The organism is Sodalis sp. RH14, from assembly GCF_047324285.1.
Lineage (GTDB): Bacteria > Pseudomonadota > Gammaproteobacteria > Enterobacterales > Enterobacteriaceae > Acerihabitans.
In genome coordinates this window covers 862,372-876,266 of sequence record NZ_CP178739.1, presented here as the reverse complement: position 1 = coordinate 876,266, position 13,895 = coordinate 862,372, and the positions used below count along the sequence as shown (strand labels likewise).

Annotated in this window: 13 protein-coding genes; 9 read left to right on the top strand and 4 right to left on the bottom strand. The window is 59.3% G+C overall.

The window, feature by feature from the left end; translation table 11 throughout:
- Nucleotides 1–229: 229 nt before the first annotated feature.
- Nucleotides 230–994, bottom strand: coding sequence for a pyruvate dehydrogenase complex transcriptional repressor PdhR (gene pdhR / locus ACL2XQ_RS03855; protein ID WP_162363949.1), 765 nt, complete (start codon nucleotides 992–994; stop codon nucleotides 230–232).
- A gap of 580 nt (nucleotides 995–1,574) precedes the next feature.
- Here pdhR and ACL2XQ_RS03850 point away from each other — a divergent pair.
- From ACL2XQ_RS03850 to ACL2XQ_RS03840, 3 genes are all read left to right on the top strand, one after another.
- A complete protein-coding gene (locus ACL2XQ_RS03850; RefSeq protein WP_410016396.1) occupies nucleotides 1,575–2,951 on the top strand; it encodes an amino acid permease in 1,377 nt (458 codons plus the stop codon).
- A 198-nt stretch (nucleotides 2,952–3,149) separates the two neighbouring features.
- The gene (locus tag ACL2XQ_RS03845) at nucleotides 3,150–4,553 is read left to right on the top strand and encodes a glycoside-pentoside-hexuronide (GPH):cation symporter (RefSeq protein WP_410016397.1); all 1,404 of its coding nucleotides are present in this window, start codon (nucleotides 3,150–3,152) and stop codon (nucleotides 4,551–4,553) included.
- Between the two features lie 27 nt (nucleotides 4,554–4,580).
- The gene (locus ACL2XQ_RS03840; protein ID WP_410016398.1) at nucleotides 4,581–5,540 is read left to right on the top strand and encodes a family 43 glycosylhydrolase; all 960 of its coding nucleotides are present in this window, start codon (nucleotides 4,581–4,583) and stop codon (nucleotides 5,538–5,540) included.
- Nucleotides 5,541–5,579: 39 nt separating this feature from the next.
- Here ACL2XQ_RS03840 and ampE read toward each other — a convergent pair whose 3' ends face one another.
- On the bottom strand, nucleotides 5,580–6,434 hold the full coding sequence (gene ampE, locus ACL2XQ_RS03835; RefSeq protein WP_410016399.1) for a beta-lactamase regulator AmpE: 855 nt from the start codon (nucleotides 6,432–6,434) through the stop codon (nucleotides 5,580–5,582).
- Nucleotides 6,431–7,009 (bottom strand): 1,6-anhydro-N-acetylmuramyl-L-alanine amidase AmpD, encoded by a 579-nt coding sequence (gene ampD, locus ACL2XQ_RS03830; protein WP_413722146.1) that lies wholly within the window; start codon nucleotides 7,007–7,009, stop codon nucleotides 6,431–6,433. Before ampD ends, ampE begins: the two co-directional genes overlap by 4 nt.
- Before the next feature lie 93 nt (nucleotides 7,010–7,102).
- Between ampD and nadC the strand changes: the two genes are divergently transcribed.
- The 4 genes from nadC (at nucleotide 7,103) to hofC (ending at nucleotide 11,075) form a co-directional block, all read left to right on the top strand.
- The gene (gene nadC, locus ACL2XQ_RS03825) at nucleotides 7,103–7,993 is read left to right on the top strand and encodes a carboxylating nicotinate-nucleotide diphosphorylase (protein ID WP_413722145.1); all 891 of its coding nucleotides are present in this window, start codon (nucleotides 7,103–7,105) and stop codon (nucleotides 7,991–7,993) included.
- Between the two features lie 212 nt (nucleotides 7,994–8,205).
- Complete coding sequence (ppdD, locus tag ACL2XQ_RS03820) at nucleotides 8,206–8,646, top strand: prepilin peptidase-dependent pilin (RefSeq protein WP_410016402.1); 441 nt, start codon at nucleotides 8,206–8,208, stop codon at nucleotides 8,644–8,646.
- Nucleotides 8,647–8,649: 3 nt separating this feature from the next.
- Nucleotides 8,650–9,873 (top strand): GspE/PulE family protein, encoded by a 1,224-nt coding sequence (locus tag ACL2XQ_RS03815; RefSeq protein ID WP_413740072.1) that lies wholly within the window; start codon nucleotides 8,650–8,652, stop codon nucleotides 9,871–9,873.
- Nucleotides 9,870–11,075, top strand: a complete 1,206-nt coding sequence (gene hofC / locus ACL2XQ_RS03810; protein ID WP_410016404.1) for a protein transport protein HofC — start codon at nucleotides 9,870–9,872, stop codon at nucleotides 11,073–11,075. Before ACL2XQ_RS03815 ends, hofC begins: the two co-directional genes overlap by 4 nt.
- A gap of 135 nt (nucleotides 11,076–11,210) precedes the next feature.
- Here the strand turns inward: hofC and ACL2XQ_RS03805 are convergent, their stop codons facing one another.
- Nucleotides 11,211–12,254 carry a GMP reductase gene (locus tag ACL2XQ_RS03805; RefSeq protein ID WP_410016405.1) on the bottom strand — a complete coding sequence of 348 codons (1,044 nt, stop codon included), beginning with the start codon at nucleotides 12,252–12,254 and terminating at the stop codon, nucleotides 11,211–11,213.
- A 191-nt stretch (nucleotides 12,255–12,445) separates the two neighbouring features.
- Between ACL2XQ_RS03805 and coaE the strand changes: the two genes are divergently transcribed.
- Nucleotides 12,446–13,069: a dephospho-CoA kinase gene (gene coaE / locus ACL2XQ_RS03800; protein ID WP_413740071.1), complete on the top strand. Its 624-nt coding sequence runs from the start codon at nucleotides 12,446–12,448 to the stop codon at nucleotides 13,067–13,069.
- The gene (gene zapD / locus ACL2XQ_RS03795) at nucleotides 13,066–13,821 is read left to right on the top strand and encodes a cell division protein ZapD (protein WP_410016407.1); all 756 of its coding nucleotides are present in this window, start codon (nucleotides 13,066–13,068) and stop codon (nucleotides 13,819–13,821) included. Before coaE ends, zapD begins: the two co-directional genes overlap by 4 nt.
- The last annotated feature ends 74 nt before the right edge of the window (nucleotides 13,822–13,895 follow it).

Genomic DNA, 13,895 nt, shown 5'->3' with positions numbered 1-13,895 from the left:
TTTAGTTGGAGCCTGTCTTCCTGTGCTCGTTGGCGCCGATGCGTTAGAACACACGAAGACAGGCTCATTATTTCGTTGCCGTTTTATCCCCGTCATACTTCAAGTTGCAGGTGCGTTGGCATTCCTCACTCACCCCGGTCGCTTACTTGAGTAAGCTCCCGGGGATTCGCTGTGTCGCCGCCTTCCTGCAACTCGAATTATTTAGGGCATAGCTCCCGTCGCCGGAGGCTTAGTCCTTGCGTTGCTGGAGCCGGCGCAGCGATCGTTCGCGCCTGCTGTGTTCCCGACTGAGGTCCAGCAAAATTTCCTCAATAAACGCCAGATGGCGGTGAGAAGCTTCGCGCGCTTTTTCCGGCTCGCGTGCCACTATCGCCGCGAAGATCCCGGCGCGGTGACTGCTCACCTGCGCCAGCATTTCCCGGCGCGAGTAGAGCAATTCAAAATTCTGACGTACGTTTTTTTCCAGCATCGGCCCCATACAGCGCACCAAATGCAATAAAACCGCATTATGGGCGGCTTCGGTGACGGCGATTTGATACTGCAGTACGGCATCGGCTTCGGCGTCGAGATCGCCGTTTTCCTGGGCCTGCTGGATAATCTGGTGGCAATCGCGAATGCGGTCGAGGTCCTCTTCCGTACCGCGCAGCGCGGCGTAATAAGCGGCAATCCCCTCGAGGGCATGGCGCGTTTCCAGCAGATCGTATTGTGATTCCGGGTGTTCGGCCAGCAGTTCAGCCAGTGGGTCGCTGAAGCTTTGCCAAAGATTGCTTTGAACAAATGTCCCGCCGCCCTGGCGGCGCAGGAGCAGGCCTTTGCCTTCGAGACGCTGGATGGCTTCCCTTAGGGAGGGACGGGAAACGTCGAACTGTTTGGCGAGTTCGCGCTCCGGCGGCAGCTTTTCACCGGGACGCAACGTCCCTTCCAGAATCAAATATTCCAGTTGCTGCTCGATGACATCCGAAAGTTTTGCCTGGCGGATTTTACTATAGGCCATTTATAATCATCTTTGCGATTGGCGCGGAGTCAATTGGTAATACCAATTTCATAAACGTGACGCTAAAGTAACAAAGTATTCACCTCCTGTCCATGACGGCTTTGACCTAAATCATGAAACACCGCACATTTAAACAATTGCACTAAGCTTGTGCTGCAATTTGATAACTATCCAGTTCCATCCACTGAATTTGAGAAATGACATATTTAACCATTTTGCAACGTTCAATCCTCCAAGCTGAACCGTTTGAGCCAATATTTTAGATTAAATAATAAGCAAATATTGCCTGGCAAAGTGTAACAATAACATTGTTGCTACATCTTTTTTTACAACATCCTTTTTTTACCGCCTCTCCTGGAAAATGCGTCAGATCATGCGGGTTTTGTATTTTCCCGTCCGACCCCATAAATCAGGTGCAAACTTTTTTGCATACCACTATTCTTGTGCCAACGACAGCCCGCGACAAAAAATAGCTCGACGGCTAACGTAAAATATAACGTACATAAAACGTAATGCAGGGATTACAGACCGCAATTTTACACTGGGATGGTCCGCAGACCGTACTAAAAGAGGATTTTCGATGGATGGTAAACAGCGCGGAGAGACGCTGAAACGCGGGCTAAAAAACCGCCATATTCAGCTTATTGCCTTAGGTGGCGCGATCGGCACGGGCTTGTTCCTGGGGATTGCCCAAACGATTAAAATGGCCGGTCCGTCGGTGATCCTGGGCTATGCCATCGGCGGCTTTATCGCCTTTCTCATTATGCGTCAATTAGGGGAAATGGTGGTCGAGGAACCGGTAGCCGGTTCGTTCAGCCATTTTGCCTATAAATACTGGGGCGATTTTGCCGGCTTTGCTTCCGGCTGGAATTACTGGGTGCTGTACGTACTGGTCGCCATGGCGGAACTGACCGCCGTGGGCATTTATATGAATTACTGGTGGCCGGGCCTGCCGACCTGGATCTCAGCGGCACTATTTTTTATCGTCATTAACGTCATCAACCTCGCCAACGTCAAGGTGTACGGCGAGATGGAATTTTGGTTTGCCATTATCAAAGTCGTCGCCATTATCGCGATGATTGTGTTTGGCGCCTGGTTGCTGATAAGCGGCCACGGCGGCCCGGACGCCAGCGTGACCAACCTCTGGGCCCAGGGCGGGTTCTTCCCCAATGGCGTCAGCGGCCTGATTATGGCGATGGCGGTCATCATGTTTTCGTTCGGCGGCCTGGAGCTGGTGGGCATTACCGCCGCCGAAGCCGATAACCCGGAGCAAAGCATACCCAAAGCCACCAACCAGGTCATCTATCGCATCCTGCTGTTTTATATCGGCTCGCTGGCTATTCTGCTGTCGTTGTATCCCTGGAGCAAAGTGGTGGAAGGCGGCAGTCCCTTTGTGCTGATTTTCCATGCGCTCAACAGCGACTGGGTGGCGACCATCCTTAACCTGGTGGTGCTGACCGCTGCGCTATCGGTATACAACAGCTGCGTCTACAGCAACAGCCGTATGCTGTACGGCCTGGCGCGCCAGGGCAACGGCCCAAGGCTGCTGGCGGCGGTCGATCGTCGTGGCGTACCGGTCATGGCGATCGGCGTGTCGGCCCTGGCGACCGCCGTTTGCGTGCTGATCAACTATCTGATGCCCGGAAAAGCCTTCGGCCTGTTGATGGCGCTGGTGGTTTCCGCCCTGGTCATCAACTGGGGCATGATAAGCCTGGCGCACCTGAAGTTTCGCCGCGCCATGGCCCGCCAGGCCAGGGTGACGAAATTCCAGGCGCTGTGGTACCCGTTCGGCAACTATCTGTGCCTGCTGTTTATGGCGGCGATCCTGGTGGTGATGCTGATGACCCCCGGCATGGAAATTTCGGTCTACCTGATCCCGGTGTGGCTTTGCCTGCTCGGCATCGGCTTTTATTTTAAACAGAAAAATCAGCGCGCGTCCGGCGAACTGAGCCGTTAAGCCGCCTTCTGCGCGGCCTGGCTGGCCGCGCAAAGTTCTTTCCGCCGGCCTGCGCGACAAAATGCCGGCGCCTTCACAAATTTCCCGTTATGACCCGTTTGTCCATTTCATCAACCCGATCCTGCCGATCCTTTCACGCCGAATAGGCCAATACTGCCTGTTGTACTTCATGTCTTGTTTACAACGGAGAGTAGATCCATGAAAACACAGGCTTTGTCATTAACGGAAAAAATTGGTTTCGGCATGGGAGATGCCGGCTGCAATATGGTATGGGGTTCCATTACCATGTTCCTGGCCTATTTTTACACCGACGTTTTCGGCCTGGCGCCGGCCCTGGTGGGCGTATTGCTGCTGTCGGTGCGCATTATCGACGCGGTCACCGACCCGATCATGGGCGCCATCGCCGATCGCACGCGCTCCAAATGGGGCCGGTTCCGGCCTTATCTGCTGTGGCTGTCGGTGCCGTTCGCGGTGTTCAGCATTTTAATGTACACCACGCCGGACTGGAGCTACGGCGCCAAAGTGGTGTATGCCTTCGCCACCTATTTCCTGATGTCGCTGATTTACACCGCCATTAATATTCCCTACTGTTCACTCGGGGGGGTGATTTCCAGCGATCCGCAGGAGCGGGTCTCCTGCCAGTCCTGGCGTTTTATCCTGGTCGGCGTGGCGACGTTGATTATTTCGCTCACCCTGCTGCCGATGGTGGATTGGTTTGGCGGCGGCAACCGGGCCAAGGGGTTTCAATGGGCGATGACGGTGTTATCGATTATCGGTTGCCTGATGTTTTTATTCTGCTTCGCCACCGTGCGCGAACGCGTTAAACCGGCGATCCCGACCCATGACGCGCTGAAGGCCGATCTGCGCGATATCTGGAAAAACGACCAATGGGTACGCATTCTGCTGCTGACCTTCTTTAACGTTTGTCCCGGTTTTATCCGCATGGCGGCCACCATGTACTACGTGACCTATGCCATGGATAAAACCTCCGGGTTCGCCAGTATGTTTATCAGCCTGGGGGTCGTGGGCATGATGATCGGCAGTTGGCTGGCCAAACCGTTGACCGACCGCTTTTGCAAGCTGAAGGTATTTTTCTGGACCAATATTATCCTGGCGCTGTTTTCCTGCGGTTTCTATTTCCTTGATCCGCATCTGACCACGCTTATCCTGGTGATGTATTTCCTGCTCAATATCCTGCACCAGATCCCCTCGCCGTTGCACTGGTCGCTCATGGCGGACGTCGATGACTACGGCGAGTGGAAAACCGGCAAACGCATTACCGGCATCAGCTTTTCCGGCAATTTGTTTTTCCTGAAGGTCGGACTGGCGGTGGCCGGCGCCTTTGTCGGTTTTATCCTGTCCGCCTATGGCTATCGCGGTGACGCCATCACGCAAAGTCCCGGCGCCGTCCAGGGCATCGTGCTGCTGTTTACCGTGATCCCGGGCGTCGGTTATCTTATCACCGCGGGCGTGGTCAGGCTGCTGAAAGTGGATCGGCAACTGATGCGGCAAATCCAGGACGATCTGGAAAAACGCCGGGAGAATTATCATGAACTGGGCGCCTGGCGCGAGGACTCCCTGCTGGAAACCAAACATCCGTAAACCGCGGAATAAACAGGAGACGCTATCATGACCGAAGGACATTGGCCGAACCCACTGATAGAGCAGCGCGCCGACCCCTTTATCTACCGCCATCACGACGGGTACTACTATTTTATCGCCTCGGTGCCGGAATACGACCGGCTGGAGATCCGCCGCGCGACCACGCTTGCCGGCCTGGCGCGGGCCGAGCCGGCGGTGATATGGCGCAAGCCGGCCACCGGCGAAATGAGCGCGCTGATCTGGGCGCCTGAACTGCATGTTATCGACGGGAAATGGATTATTTATTTTGCCGCCGCCAAAACGCCTGACATTGTCGACGGGCTGTTCCAGCATCGTATGTTTGCGCTGGAGTGCGCCGATGACAATCCATTAACCGGGCGATGGCGTGAAAAAGGCCGCATCATAACGCCGCTCGATACCTTTTCGCTGGATGCGACGCATTTTGTCCACCGGGACAAGCATTATTACCTGTGGGCGCAGAAAGATCCGGCTATTCGGGGCAACTCCAATCTTTACCTGGCCGAACTGGCGACGCCCACCTCGCTTAACACCGCGCCGGTGATGATTAGCCGTCCTGAACTGCCGTGGGAAACCATCGGTTTTTGGGTTAACGAGGGGCCGGCGTTTATCCGCCACGGGCGACGGCTGTTTATTACCTATTCGGCCAGCGCTACCGACGAGAATTATTGTATCGGTTTGCTGTGGGCCGACGCCGACGCCGATATTACCGACCCGGCGCAGTGGCATAAGCTGCCGCAGCCGGTGTTCCGCACCCATAGGCGACACCGGCAGTTCGGGCCGGGCCATAACAGCTTTACCATTGGGGAACGGGGCGAGGATGTGCTGGTCTATCACGCCCGCCCGTATACGGAAATTACCGGCGATCCGTTGTACGACCCCAACCGGCATACCCGGGTTAAAGCCTTTGACTGGGATGAGGACGGCATGCCCCGCTTTGGCGAACCACCGGCGGACACCGCGGGTTAGCCGGGCGGATAACCACGCCGGGCGGTGGCGCTGACGGCGTTAAACCAGCGCGCCGTAGATGGTCAGCAGCGCCACCACCACCACAATCACCTGGGTGATTTTTTTCGCCAGCGATACCGCCGCGCGCGGCGTCAGCACGTCGTCCAGATGCGGTTCCCGCGCCAGCGAGAACTGTGCCAGCCGGGTTAATACCTGATATTGGCCGGTATGCACATCCGCCAGGGACGCAAACCATGCGGGCAGCGCTTTTTCACCGTGTCCCAGCAGCGCGTAGGCCACCCCCGCCAGACGCACCGGAATCCAGTCCAGCCAGTGCAACAGCATATCGATGCCGGAACGCGCGCGCTTGAGTGGCGTGGAGCGGCGCGCCATCCAGGTTTGGTACGCGCGCAGGAAAGCATAGCCGGCCAGCGCCACCGGACCGTACGGGCCGCCGACCACCAGCCAGAACAGCGGCGCCAGGTAAAAACGGAAGTTTATCCACAACAGGGCGTTCTGCAGTTCGCGCAGACGCTCCTCTTTATCGCAATCCACCGGCAGGCCGTGGATCAGGGCCAGTTCTTCGCTCATGGCGTCGCAGGCGTGGCCGTCGCTGGCGGCCGCGGCCCGCAAATAGGCCCGATAGTGCTTACGGATGCCGCCGGCGCCGATGCATAACAGGGAAATGATGATCCACAGCACCAGCAACGGCACGCCAAAAAACCAGTTAGCCAGCAGCCGCAGGCACAGCGCCACGATAATCATCCAGCCCAGGGCCATTAAAACGGTCAGGGCCAGGGAGGCATGACGGATGCGGACAAACACCCGTTCCAGATGGTGATCCAGCTGCCAGTGCTCGCCCTGCTTGAACAGGCGTTCCCAGGCCAAAACCAATAGTAGCGTAAACAGCGTCATGAACCCTGACTCTCCTTCTTTATGTCCCCGCAGCGCGCAGCAACCAGCCGCAGGTAATGTTGCCACCGAAACGACGGCCCGGGATCGGTTTTACGCGCCGGCGCGATAGCGCTATGGCCGGTAATGCGCGCCGGCGTAATCGGATAATGCCGCATCAACAAGGCGGTCAGCGCGGCCAGCCGGTGGTACTGCGCGTCGGTGTAAGGGATATTATCGGTGCCTTCAAGCTCGATACCAATGGAAAAATCATTGCAGCGTTCCCGGCCGTCGAACGTCGATACGCCCGCATGCCAGGCGCGTTTATCAAACGGCACGTACTGGACAATTTCGCCGTCGCGGCGAATCAGGCAGTGCGCGGAAACCCGCAACTGATAAACCTGGCGGAAAAAGGGATGCGCCGCGGGATCGAGCGTGCCGGTAAAGAGCCGGTCGATATCCCCGCCGCCGAAGCGGCCCGGCGGCAGGCTGATATTATGCACGACCAATAGCGATGGCGCCTCGTGCGCGGGCCGCTCATCGCAATGCGGCGACAACACGTGCCTGACCCCCGGCACCCAGCCATTTTCCAACCGCATTATTCACCTCGCGCAGACCGGCGGTGGTACTTATCCCAGCAACAGAGTAGCATGTTTCTCCGATTCCCTTTATCCGCTATTTCGGAGTTTTTTATGCCGACACGCCGTTATAACGTCGAACGCCGCCGGGCCGAATTGCTTGAGCGTATTCAGCATGATATCCCCTTATCCGTCACCCAGGCCCTGCGCGAAGACCTGGGCGGCACCACCGACGCCAAAGCCGATATCACCGCCCGTTTGCTTGGGCAGGAGAGCGAGGCCAGCGCGGTTATCATCACCCGGGAAAACGGTATTTTCTGCGGCCAGCGCTGGTTGGAGGAAGTCTTTGCCCAGCTCGGCGGCGGTGTTTCCGTCGCGTGGCAGGTACAGGACGGCGATGCGATCCGCGTCAACCAGCCGCTGTGCCGTTTAAGCGGCCCCGCGCATCTGCTGCTCACCGGCGAGCGCACCGCGCTGAATTTTGTGCAGACGCTGTCCGGGGTGGCCAGCGAGGTCAAACGTTACGTTGATCTTCTGGCCGGCACCGGGACCCAACTGCTCGATACCCGCAAGACGCTGCCCGGCCTGCGCACCGCGCTGAAATACGCCGTGCTGTGCGGCGGCGGCGGCAATCACCGCCTGGGGCTGGCGGACGCCTTCCTGATCAAGGAAAACCATATCATCGCCGCCGGCTCTATCGCCAACGCGGTGGCCAACGCACTGGCCCTGCGCGACGATGTGCCGGTGGAGGTGGAAGTGGAAACCCTGGACGAGTTGCGCCAGGCGCTGGACGCCGGCGCCGATATCATCATGCTGGATAATTTTACGCCGGCCGATATGCAGCGGGCGGTGGCGGCCACACAAAAGCGCGCCCTGCTGGAAGTCTCGGGCAATGTCACGCTGGACACGCTCCGTGAATTTGCCCAAACCGGGGTGGACTATATCTCCGTGGGCGCGCTGACCAAACATATCCGCGCGCTGGACTTGTCGATGCGGTTCCAGTAGCCGGGCATCCCATACCACAGGCCTTCGGTCATCTCCGAAGGCCTTTCCCCCCTCCTTATCCTTGATTTTGCGGCATCCTACGCAAAATTCCTAAACATCAGGTCACTCATCGCGTTTTTTTTGCCAACCATTATCCCGTATGGCGACCCGCCGCTGGCCGGCCGAAGGCGTTGCCGGTAAGGTCGGGGCAGGATCGGCTGCGAGGGAAACGCATGTTTAATCAACAGGGATTTACCTTGGTGGAATTAATGGTGGTAATCGCCATTATCGCCATGCTCAGCGCTATCGGCCTGCCCGGCTACCAGCGCTATCTGGATAAAGCCGCCATGACGGATATGCTGCAGATGCTGGCCCCCTATAAATCGGCGGTGGAGCTGTGCGCGTTGCAGCGCGGCGAGGTCCGGGAGTGCCAGGCGGGCCAGGACGGCATACCCGAGGGCATGGCCTCGCGTTATGTCGACCGGGTCACGGTGCAGGACGGCGTCATCAGCCTGACCGGCAGACAGGCGCTGAAGGGCCTGACCCTGGCCTTGACGCCCAAACGGCACGGCGACGGGCTGCGCTGGGGCAGCGACTGCCGCGCCATGGAGAACGCCCGGCATCTGCTCGGGCCTTGCCAGGCGCTGTTTCACATGGATGGCGCGGAGGAGTAGCGGGTGACGGCAACCTACGATGACACGGCGCTGCGGGATTATATCGACGCGCTGCTCAACCAGGCACAAGCGCTCAAGGCGTCGGATATCCATATCGAACCCACGGGCGCGGCCGAGTATCGCATCCGGTTGCGCGTAGACGGCCTGCTGCGGGAAAGCGCCCATTGCATGCCAATACTTGCTGCGCGCCTGCTGGTGTGCTTAAAGATGATGGCCCGGCTGGATATCGCCGAGCGGCGCCTGCCCCAGGACGGGCAATTTGTCTTCGGACCGCCTGACAGGCACTGCTCGTGCCGGCTCTCCACACTGCCGACACTGCGCGGCGAGAAGCTGGTGCTGCGTCTGTTGCGCGGGGCGCCGGAAGATCTCGCCCTGGAGCGACTGGGCATGCCGGCGGCCCTGCGCCGGAGGTTCCTGCGCCTGCTGCACCGTCCCCAGGGATTGATTCTGCTCACGGGGCCGACCGGCAGCGGTAAAACCATGACGCTTTACAGCGCGCTGAATACCCTGGCGCGCGACAGGCTGAATATTTGCAGCGTGGAGGATCCGGTGGAAATGTCGCTGCCGGGCATGACCCAATGCCAGGTCAACGCCAAGGCCAGGCTGGATTTTCCGGCGTTGCTGCGCGCCCTGCTCCGCCAGGATCCCGATGTGGTCATGGTGGGTGAAATCCGCGATCGCGCGACCGCCGCCATGGCGGTTAACGCCGCCCAGACCGGTCATTTGGTGCTGGCAACCCTGCATACCCGCTCCGCCGCGGATGCCGTGGCCCGTCTTAGCCAGTTCGGGCTGGACGCCGAGCTGGTGCGCTCCGCCCTGCTACTGGTGATGGCGCAGCGGCTGGTCAGGCAGCTCTGCCCGCTATGCCGCCGCGAGGCAGGCGCGCCGGAACAAACGGCGCTGCGGCTGCCGCCGGGCTGGGCGCCTCGCCGTCAATGGCATGCCGTGGGTTGCGAACAGTGCCACCAGGGTTATGCCGGCCGGCGCGGCATTTTTCATTTGTTGCCGGCGCAGCCCTCCCCCCATGACGGTGCGTACCCCGGGGAAAGTCGCCAAAGCGGCCCATGCAATGCCGCACAGGCGGCAGGGCGCGCCATGAACGACGCGGCGTTCAACCGCAAAGGCCGGCCAGGTCCCTCGGGACTTTGGCGCGCGGGCCTGGTATTGGCGGCGCGGGGAGTGACCTCCCTTGATGAGCTGGCGCGGGTACTGGGTGAACCGGCATGACCGGCTTCTGGCTTTACTCCTGGCGCGGCGTTACCTCCGCCGGGGAAGCCTGTGCCGGGCAGATCCTCGGGCGGGATAAAACCTCGGCGCGCCGGCAGTTGATCCGCCGGGATCTGCAACCGTTTCACCTGCGTACCGCCGGCTATCTGGGGGCCGGCTATTGGCGCAGGCATCAGCTTGCCGCGCTCACCGCCCAATTGGCGACGCTGCTCGGCGCGGGGCTGCCGCTGCGCGAGAGTCTGGAGCTGCTGGCGGAAGATCACCCGCGCGCCGGCTGGCGGTGCCTGCTGCGCCTGCTGGGCGAAAAGATCGAGCAGGGCCACACCCTGTCCCAGGCCCTGGCCGACTTTCCCCAGGTCTTCCCACCGGTTTATTGCGCCATGATGGCGCTCGGCGAGCTGACCGGCCGGCTGGATCGCTGCTGCCTGGCGCTCGCCGACCATGAGGAACGGCTCGGCAGGTTAACAAAAAAAGTGACGGGCGCGCTGCGCTATCCGGCGTTTATCCTGCTGATGGCAACGATGGTCATGGGGTTGCTCCTGGCATGGATTCTGCCGGAATTCTCCCGGCTCTATGCCGCCATCAATCTGCCCCTGCCCTGGCCGACCCGCTGCCTGCTGGCCGCGGCGGCAGGCGTGGAAGAGCATGCGCCGGCATTGTTTACCGGAGTAGCGCTGCTGTCCCTGGTTTACCGGCGGTTCTGCCATTACCATGACCGATGGCGGCGGCGCCTCCAGGCGGGGGTGTTATATTTGCCCGCGGTGGGGACGCTGCTGCGTCATCACGCGCTCTACCAGTTGTTCCAGACATTGGCCATGACCCACCCTGCCGGCGTGCCGCTGGATAATGGCCTGGAGATTGCCGCGCGCACCCTCGGCCATCCCTTGTACCGCGAGGCGGCGCTGCAATTACGGCGGCATATACAGCGGGGATATGCGCTGCATCAGGCGTTTTATCGCCATCGCCTGTTCCCGCGCCATTGCCACCAGCTTATCAAGACCGGCGAGTTTTCCGGCACGCTGGACGAGGTATTCCGCCGGCTGGCCAGCATGCATGAGGAACAGGCGCAACGGCGCGCCGACGCGCTGGCGCAGCTGGCCGAACCCCTGCTGCTGTTGATCATGGGCGCTCTGGTGTGCGCACTGGTGATGGCGCTTTATCTGCCGCTGCTGCAAATGGGCGATCTGTTTGGCCACGGCTGACGCCGTCCCGGTGATGGGATGGTAATACGCAGGAACACGCCGGACCGGATCTGAGGCAGGCGGATGCAGACTTAAGGCGTGGGGCCGCAGGATGGCTATCATTCGCATGATAGCCATCTATAGGACCGCAACAGGCTACAGCTGGGTAAACACCTGGTTTTCCTGCTCGGCCACGCGGATAAAGGTGGTGCGTTTGGTCAGTTCTTTCAAGCGGGACGCGCCGACATAGGTACAGGCCGAGCGCAATCCGCCCAGGATATCGCGTATGGAGTGTTCGACCGGCCCGCGCAGCGGCAGCTTGACGGTTTTACCTTCCGCCGCCCGGTACTGCGCCACGCCGCCCACATGGCGGTTCATGGCCGACTCGGAGCTCATGCCGTAAAACAGCATGAATTTTTCGCCGTTTTCCTCCACCAGCGTGCCCTCGCATTCGTCATGGCCGGCCAGCATGCCGCCCAGCATGACAAAGTCCGCCCCGCCGCCGAAGGCTTTCGCCACGTCGCCCGGCACCGAGCAGCCGCCGTCGCTGACAATCTGGCCGCTTAAGCCATGGGCGGCGTCCGCGCATTCAATCACCGCCGACAATTGCGGGTACCCTACGCCGGTCTTGACGCGGGTGGTGCATACCGAGCCCGGTCCTATACCCACCTTGACGATATCGGCGCCAGACAGGATCAATTCCTCCACCATTTCACCGGTGACCACGTTGCCGGCGCAGATGACATTATTGGGACAGGCCGCGCGCGCTTTTTGCACAAAATTAACGAAATGCTCGGAATAGCCGTTCGCCACGTCGATGCAGATAAAGGTCAATAACGGCGACAGGGCCAGGATATGCTTCATTTTCACGAAGTCCGCTTCCGAGGTGCCGGTCGAGACCATGACATGCCGCAATACCGATTCAGGGGCCCGCGCAACAAAAGCGCGCCATTGCTCCACGCTATAATGTTTATGCACCGCGGTCACGACATCAAAGGATGCCAGGGCTTCCGCCATGCGAAAGGTGCCGACGGTGTCCATATTGGCGGCGATGATGGGCACGCCCGACCAGGAGCACCCGGGGTGCTTAAAGGTAAAGTCACGCTGCAGTTCGACGTCGGAGCGGCTCTTGAGGGTAGAACGCTTGGGGCGGATCAAGACGTCTTTAAAACCTAACTTGATATCTTCTTCAATACGCATAACGGTTTTTCCTGGTCAATGGCGACGGGTCGCTTATAAGTTTCGGGTACAGAATGCCAATTCCAGTGACGGTATCATACGCCGGATTATTCTTACGGCAAGACTGCGAAAACCGCCCGATATACGCTACAATCGTAGCAATTTACCTGCAAACGGGCAGAAAGGAATACAGTAAGGAGTCAGTAGACTGTATGCGTTATATTGTTGCATTAACAGGGGGAATCGGCAGTGGCAAAAGTACCGTGGCCAATGCCTTCGCCGCACTGGGTGCCACGATTGTCGACGCCGATGTTATCGCCCGCCAGGTTGTAGAACCGGGCAGCGACGCGCTGCATGCCATACAGGCCCGTTTTGGCGCCGGGATCCTGCTGCCCGACGGACGACTTGACCGCGCATTGCTGCGCCAGCGCGTGTTCAGTTCACCCGCCGACAAGGACTGGCTTAACCGTTTGCTGCATCCGCTTATCCAACAAGAAACCCGGCAACAACTGGCCCGCGCCGATGGACATTACGTATTATGGGTGGTGCCGCTGTTAATTGAAAACCAATTGCAGTCCCAAGCGGACCGGGTACTGGTGGTCGATGTGCCGACAGAGATCCAGATTGCCCGCACCCTAAGCCGCGACGGCATCAGCCCCGACCAGGTCAAAAGCATTCTTGCCGCGCAGGTTTCACGCCAACAGCGTCTGGCCTGTGCCGACGATATTATAGATAATAGCGGGCGTCCCGAAGCGCTAACGGCCGAGGTGGCAAAACTGCACCGCCGTTACCTTCAGCTTGCGGCATCAGCAACCCGACAGGATGAATTAAAATGAGTGACGTCTACTCGACCACGGTGCTGTTTGAGCATCCGTTAAATGAAAAAATGCGCACCTGGCTGCGTTTGGAATTTTTACTGCAGCAACTGTATAACTATCCGACGTTGACTGACATCTCAAGCGCGTTGCCGTTTTTTCGCAGCGTCTCCGATTTGCTGGATGTGCTTGAGCGTGGCGATGTACGCACTGAAATGCTCAAGGAACTGGACCGCCAGCAGCAGAAAATGCTGCAGTGGGACGGCGTGCCCGGCGTCGACAGTGAGCGCGTCAGGGCGCTGCGCAGCGAACTCAAACAGTGCGCCGCAGTATTGATGGCCGCGCCGCGCCTGGGACAGGCGGTACGCGAGGACCGTTTAATCGGCTCGGTGCGCCAGCGCCTGTCCATTCCCGGCGGCTGCTGCAGCTTTGATTTGCCCGGCCTGCATATCTGGCTTCATCTGCCGCAGACCGTGCGCGATCAGCAGGTGAATCTGTGGCTGAAAACATTTGACCCGCTGCACAGCGCATTAACCATTACGCTGGATTTGGTCCGGCATTCGGAACCCTTTAAAAACCAGATCAGCCTGAACGGCTTTTTCCAGGATAACGCCGAGGACGCCGATTTGCTGCGTATGCGCATCCCGCTGGTGTCCCAGCTTTACCCGCAGGTTTCCGGCCATAAAACCCGCTACGCCATCCGGTTCTTATCTCTGGACAGCGAAAACGGCGTGGTGCCGAACCGTTTGTCCTTTGAATTGGCCTGCTGTTGATCAATTGCGTTAAGATAACGGGTCGAGCATCGGTTGGCGTGACAGCCGACCCGATTTGCAAGGTTTCAGGAGTT

Bases quoted from the DNA above. Each gene is read 5' to 3' on its own strand.
- coaE (WP_413740071.1), top strand. From the start codon at position 12,446: ATGCGTTATATTGTTGCATTAACAGGGGGAATCGGCAGTGGCAAAAGT.
- nadC (WP_413722145.1), top strand. From the start codon at position 7,103: ATGCCGACACGCCGTTATAACGTCGAACGCCGCCGGGCCGAATTGCTT.
- ACL2XQ_RS03840 (WP_410016398.1), top strand. From the start codon at position 4,581: ATGACCGAAGGACATTGGCCGAACCCACTGATAGAGCAGCGCGCCGAC.
- pdhR (WP_162363949.1), bottom strand. From the start codon at position 994: ATGGCCTATAGTAAAATCCGCCAGGCAAAACTTTCGGATGTCATCGAG.
- ACL2XQ_RS03805 (WP_410016405.1), bottom strand. From the start codon at position 12,254: ATGCGTATTGAAGAAGATATCAAGTTAGGTTTTAAAGACGTCTTGATC.
- ppdD (WP_410016402.1), top strand. From the start codon at position 8,206: ATGTTTAATCAACAGGGATTTACCTTGGTGGAATTAATGGTGGTAATC.
- ampD (WP_413722146.1), bottom strand. From the start codon at position 7,009: ATGCGGTTGGAAAATGGCTGGGTGCCGGGGGTCAGGCACGTGTTGTCG.
- ACL2XQ_RS03850 (WP_410016396.1), top strand. From the start codon at position 1,575: ATGGATGGTAAACAGCGCGGAGAGACGCTGAAACGCGGGCTAAAAAAC.
- hofC (WP_410016404.1), top strand. From the start codon at position 9,870: ATGACCGGCTTCTGGCTTTACTCCTGGCGCGGCGTTACCTCCGCCGGG.
- ACL2XQ_RS03845 (WP_410016397.1), top strand. From the start codon at position 3,150: ATGAAAACACAGGCTTTGTCATTAACGGAAAAAATTGGTTTCGGCATG.
- ampE (WP_410016399.1), bottom strand. From the start codon at position 6,434: ATGACGCTGTTTACGCTACTATTGGTTTTGGCCTGGGAACGCCTGTTC.
- zapD (WP_410016407.1), top strand. From the start codon at position 13,066: ATGAGTGACGTCTACTCGACCACGGTGCTGTTTGAGCATCCGTTAAAT.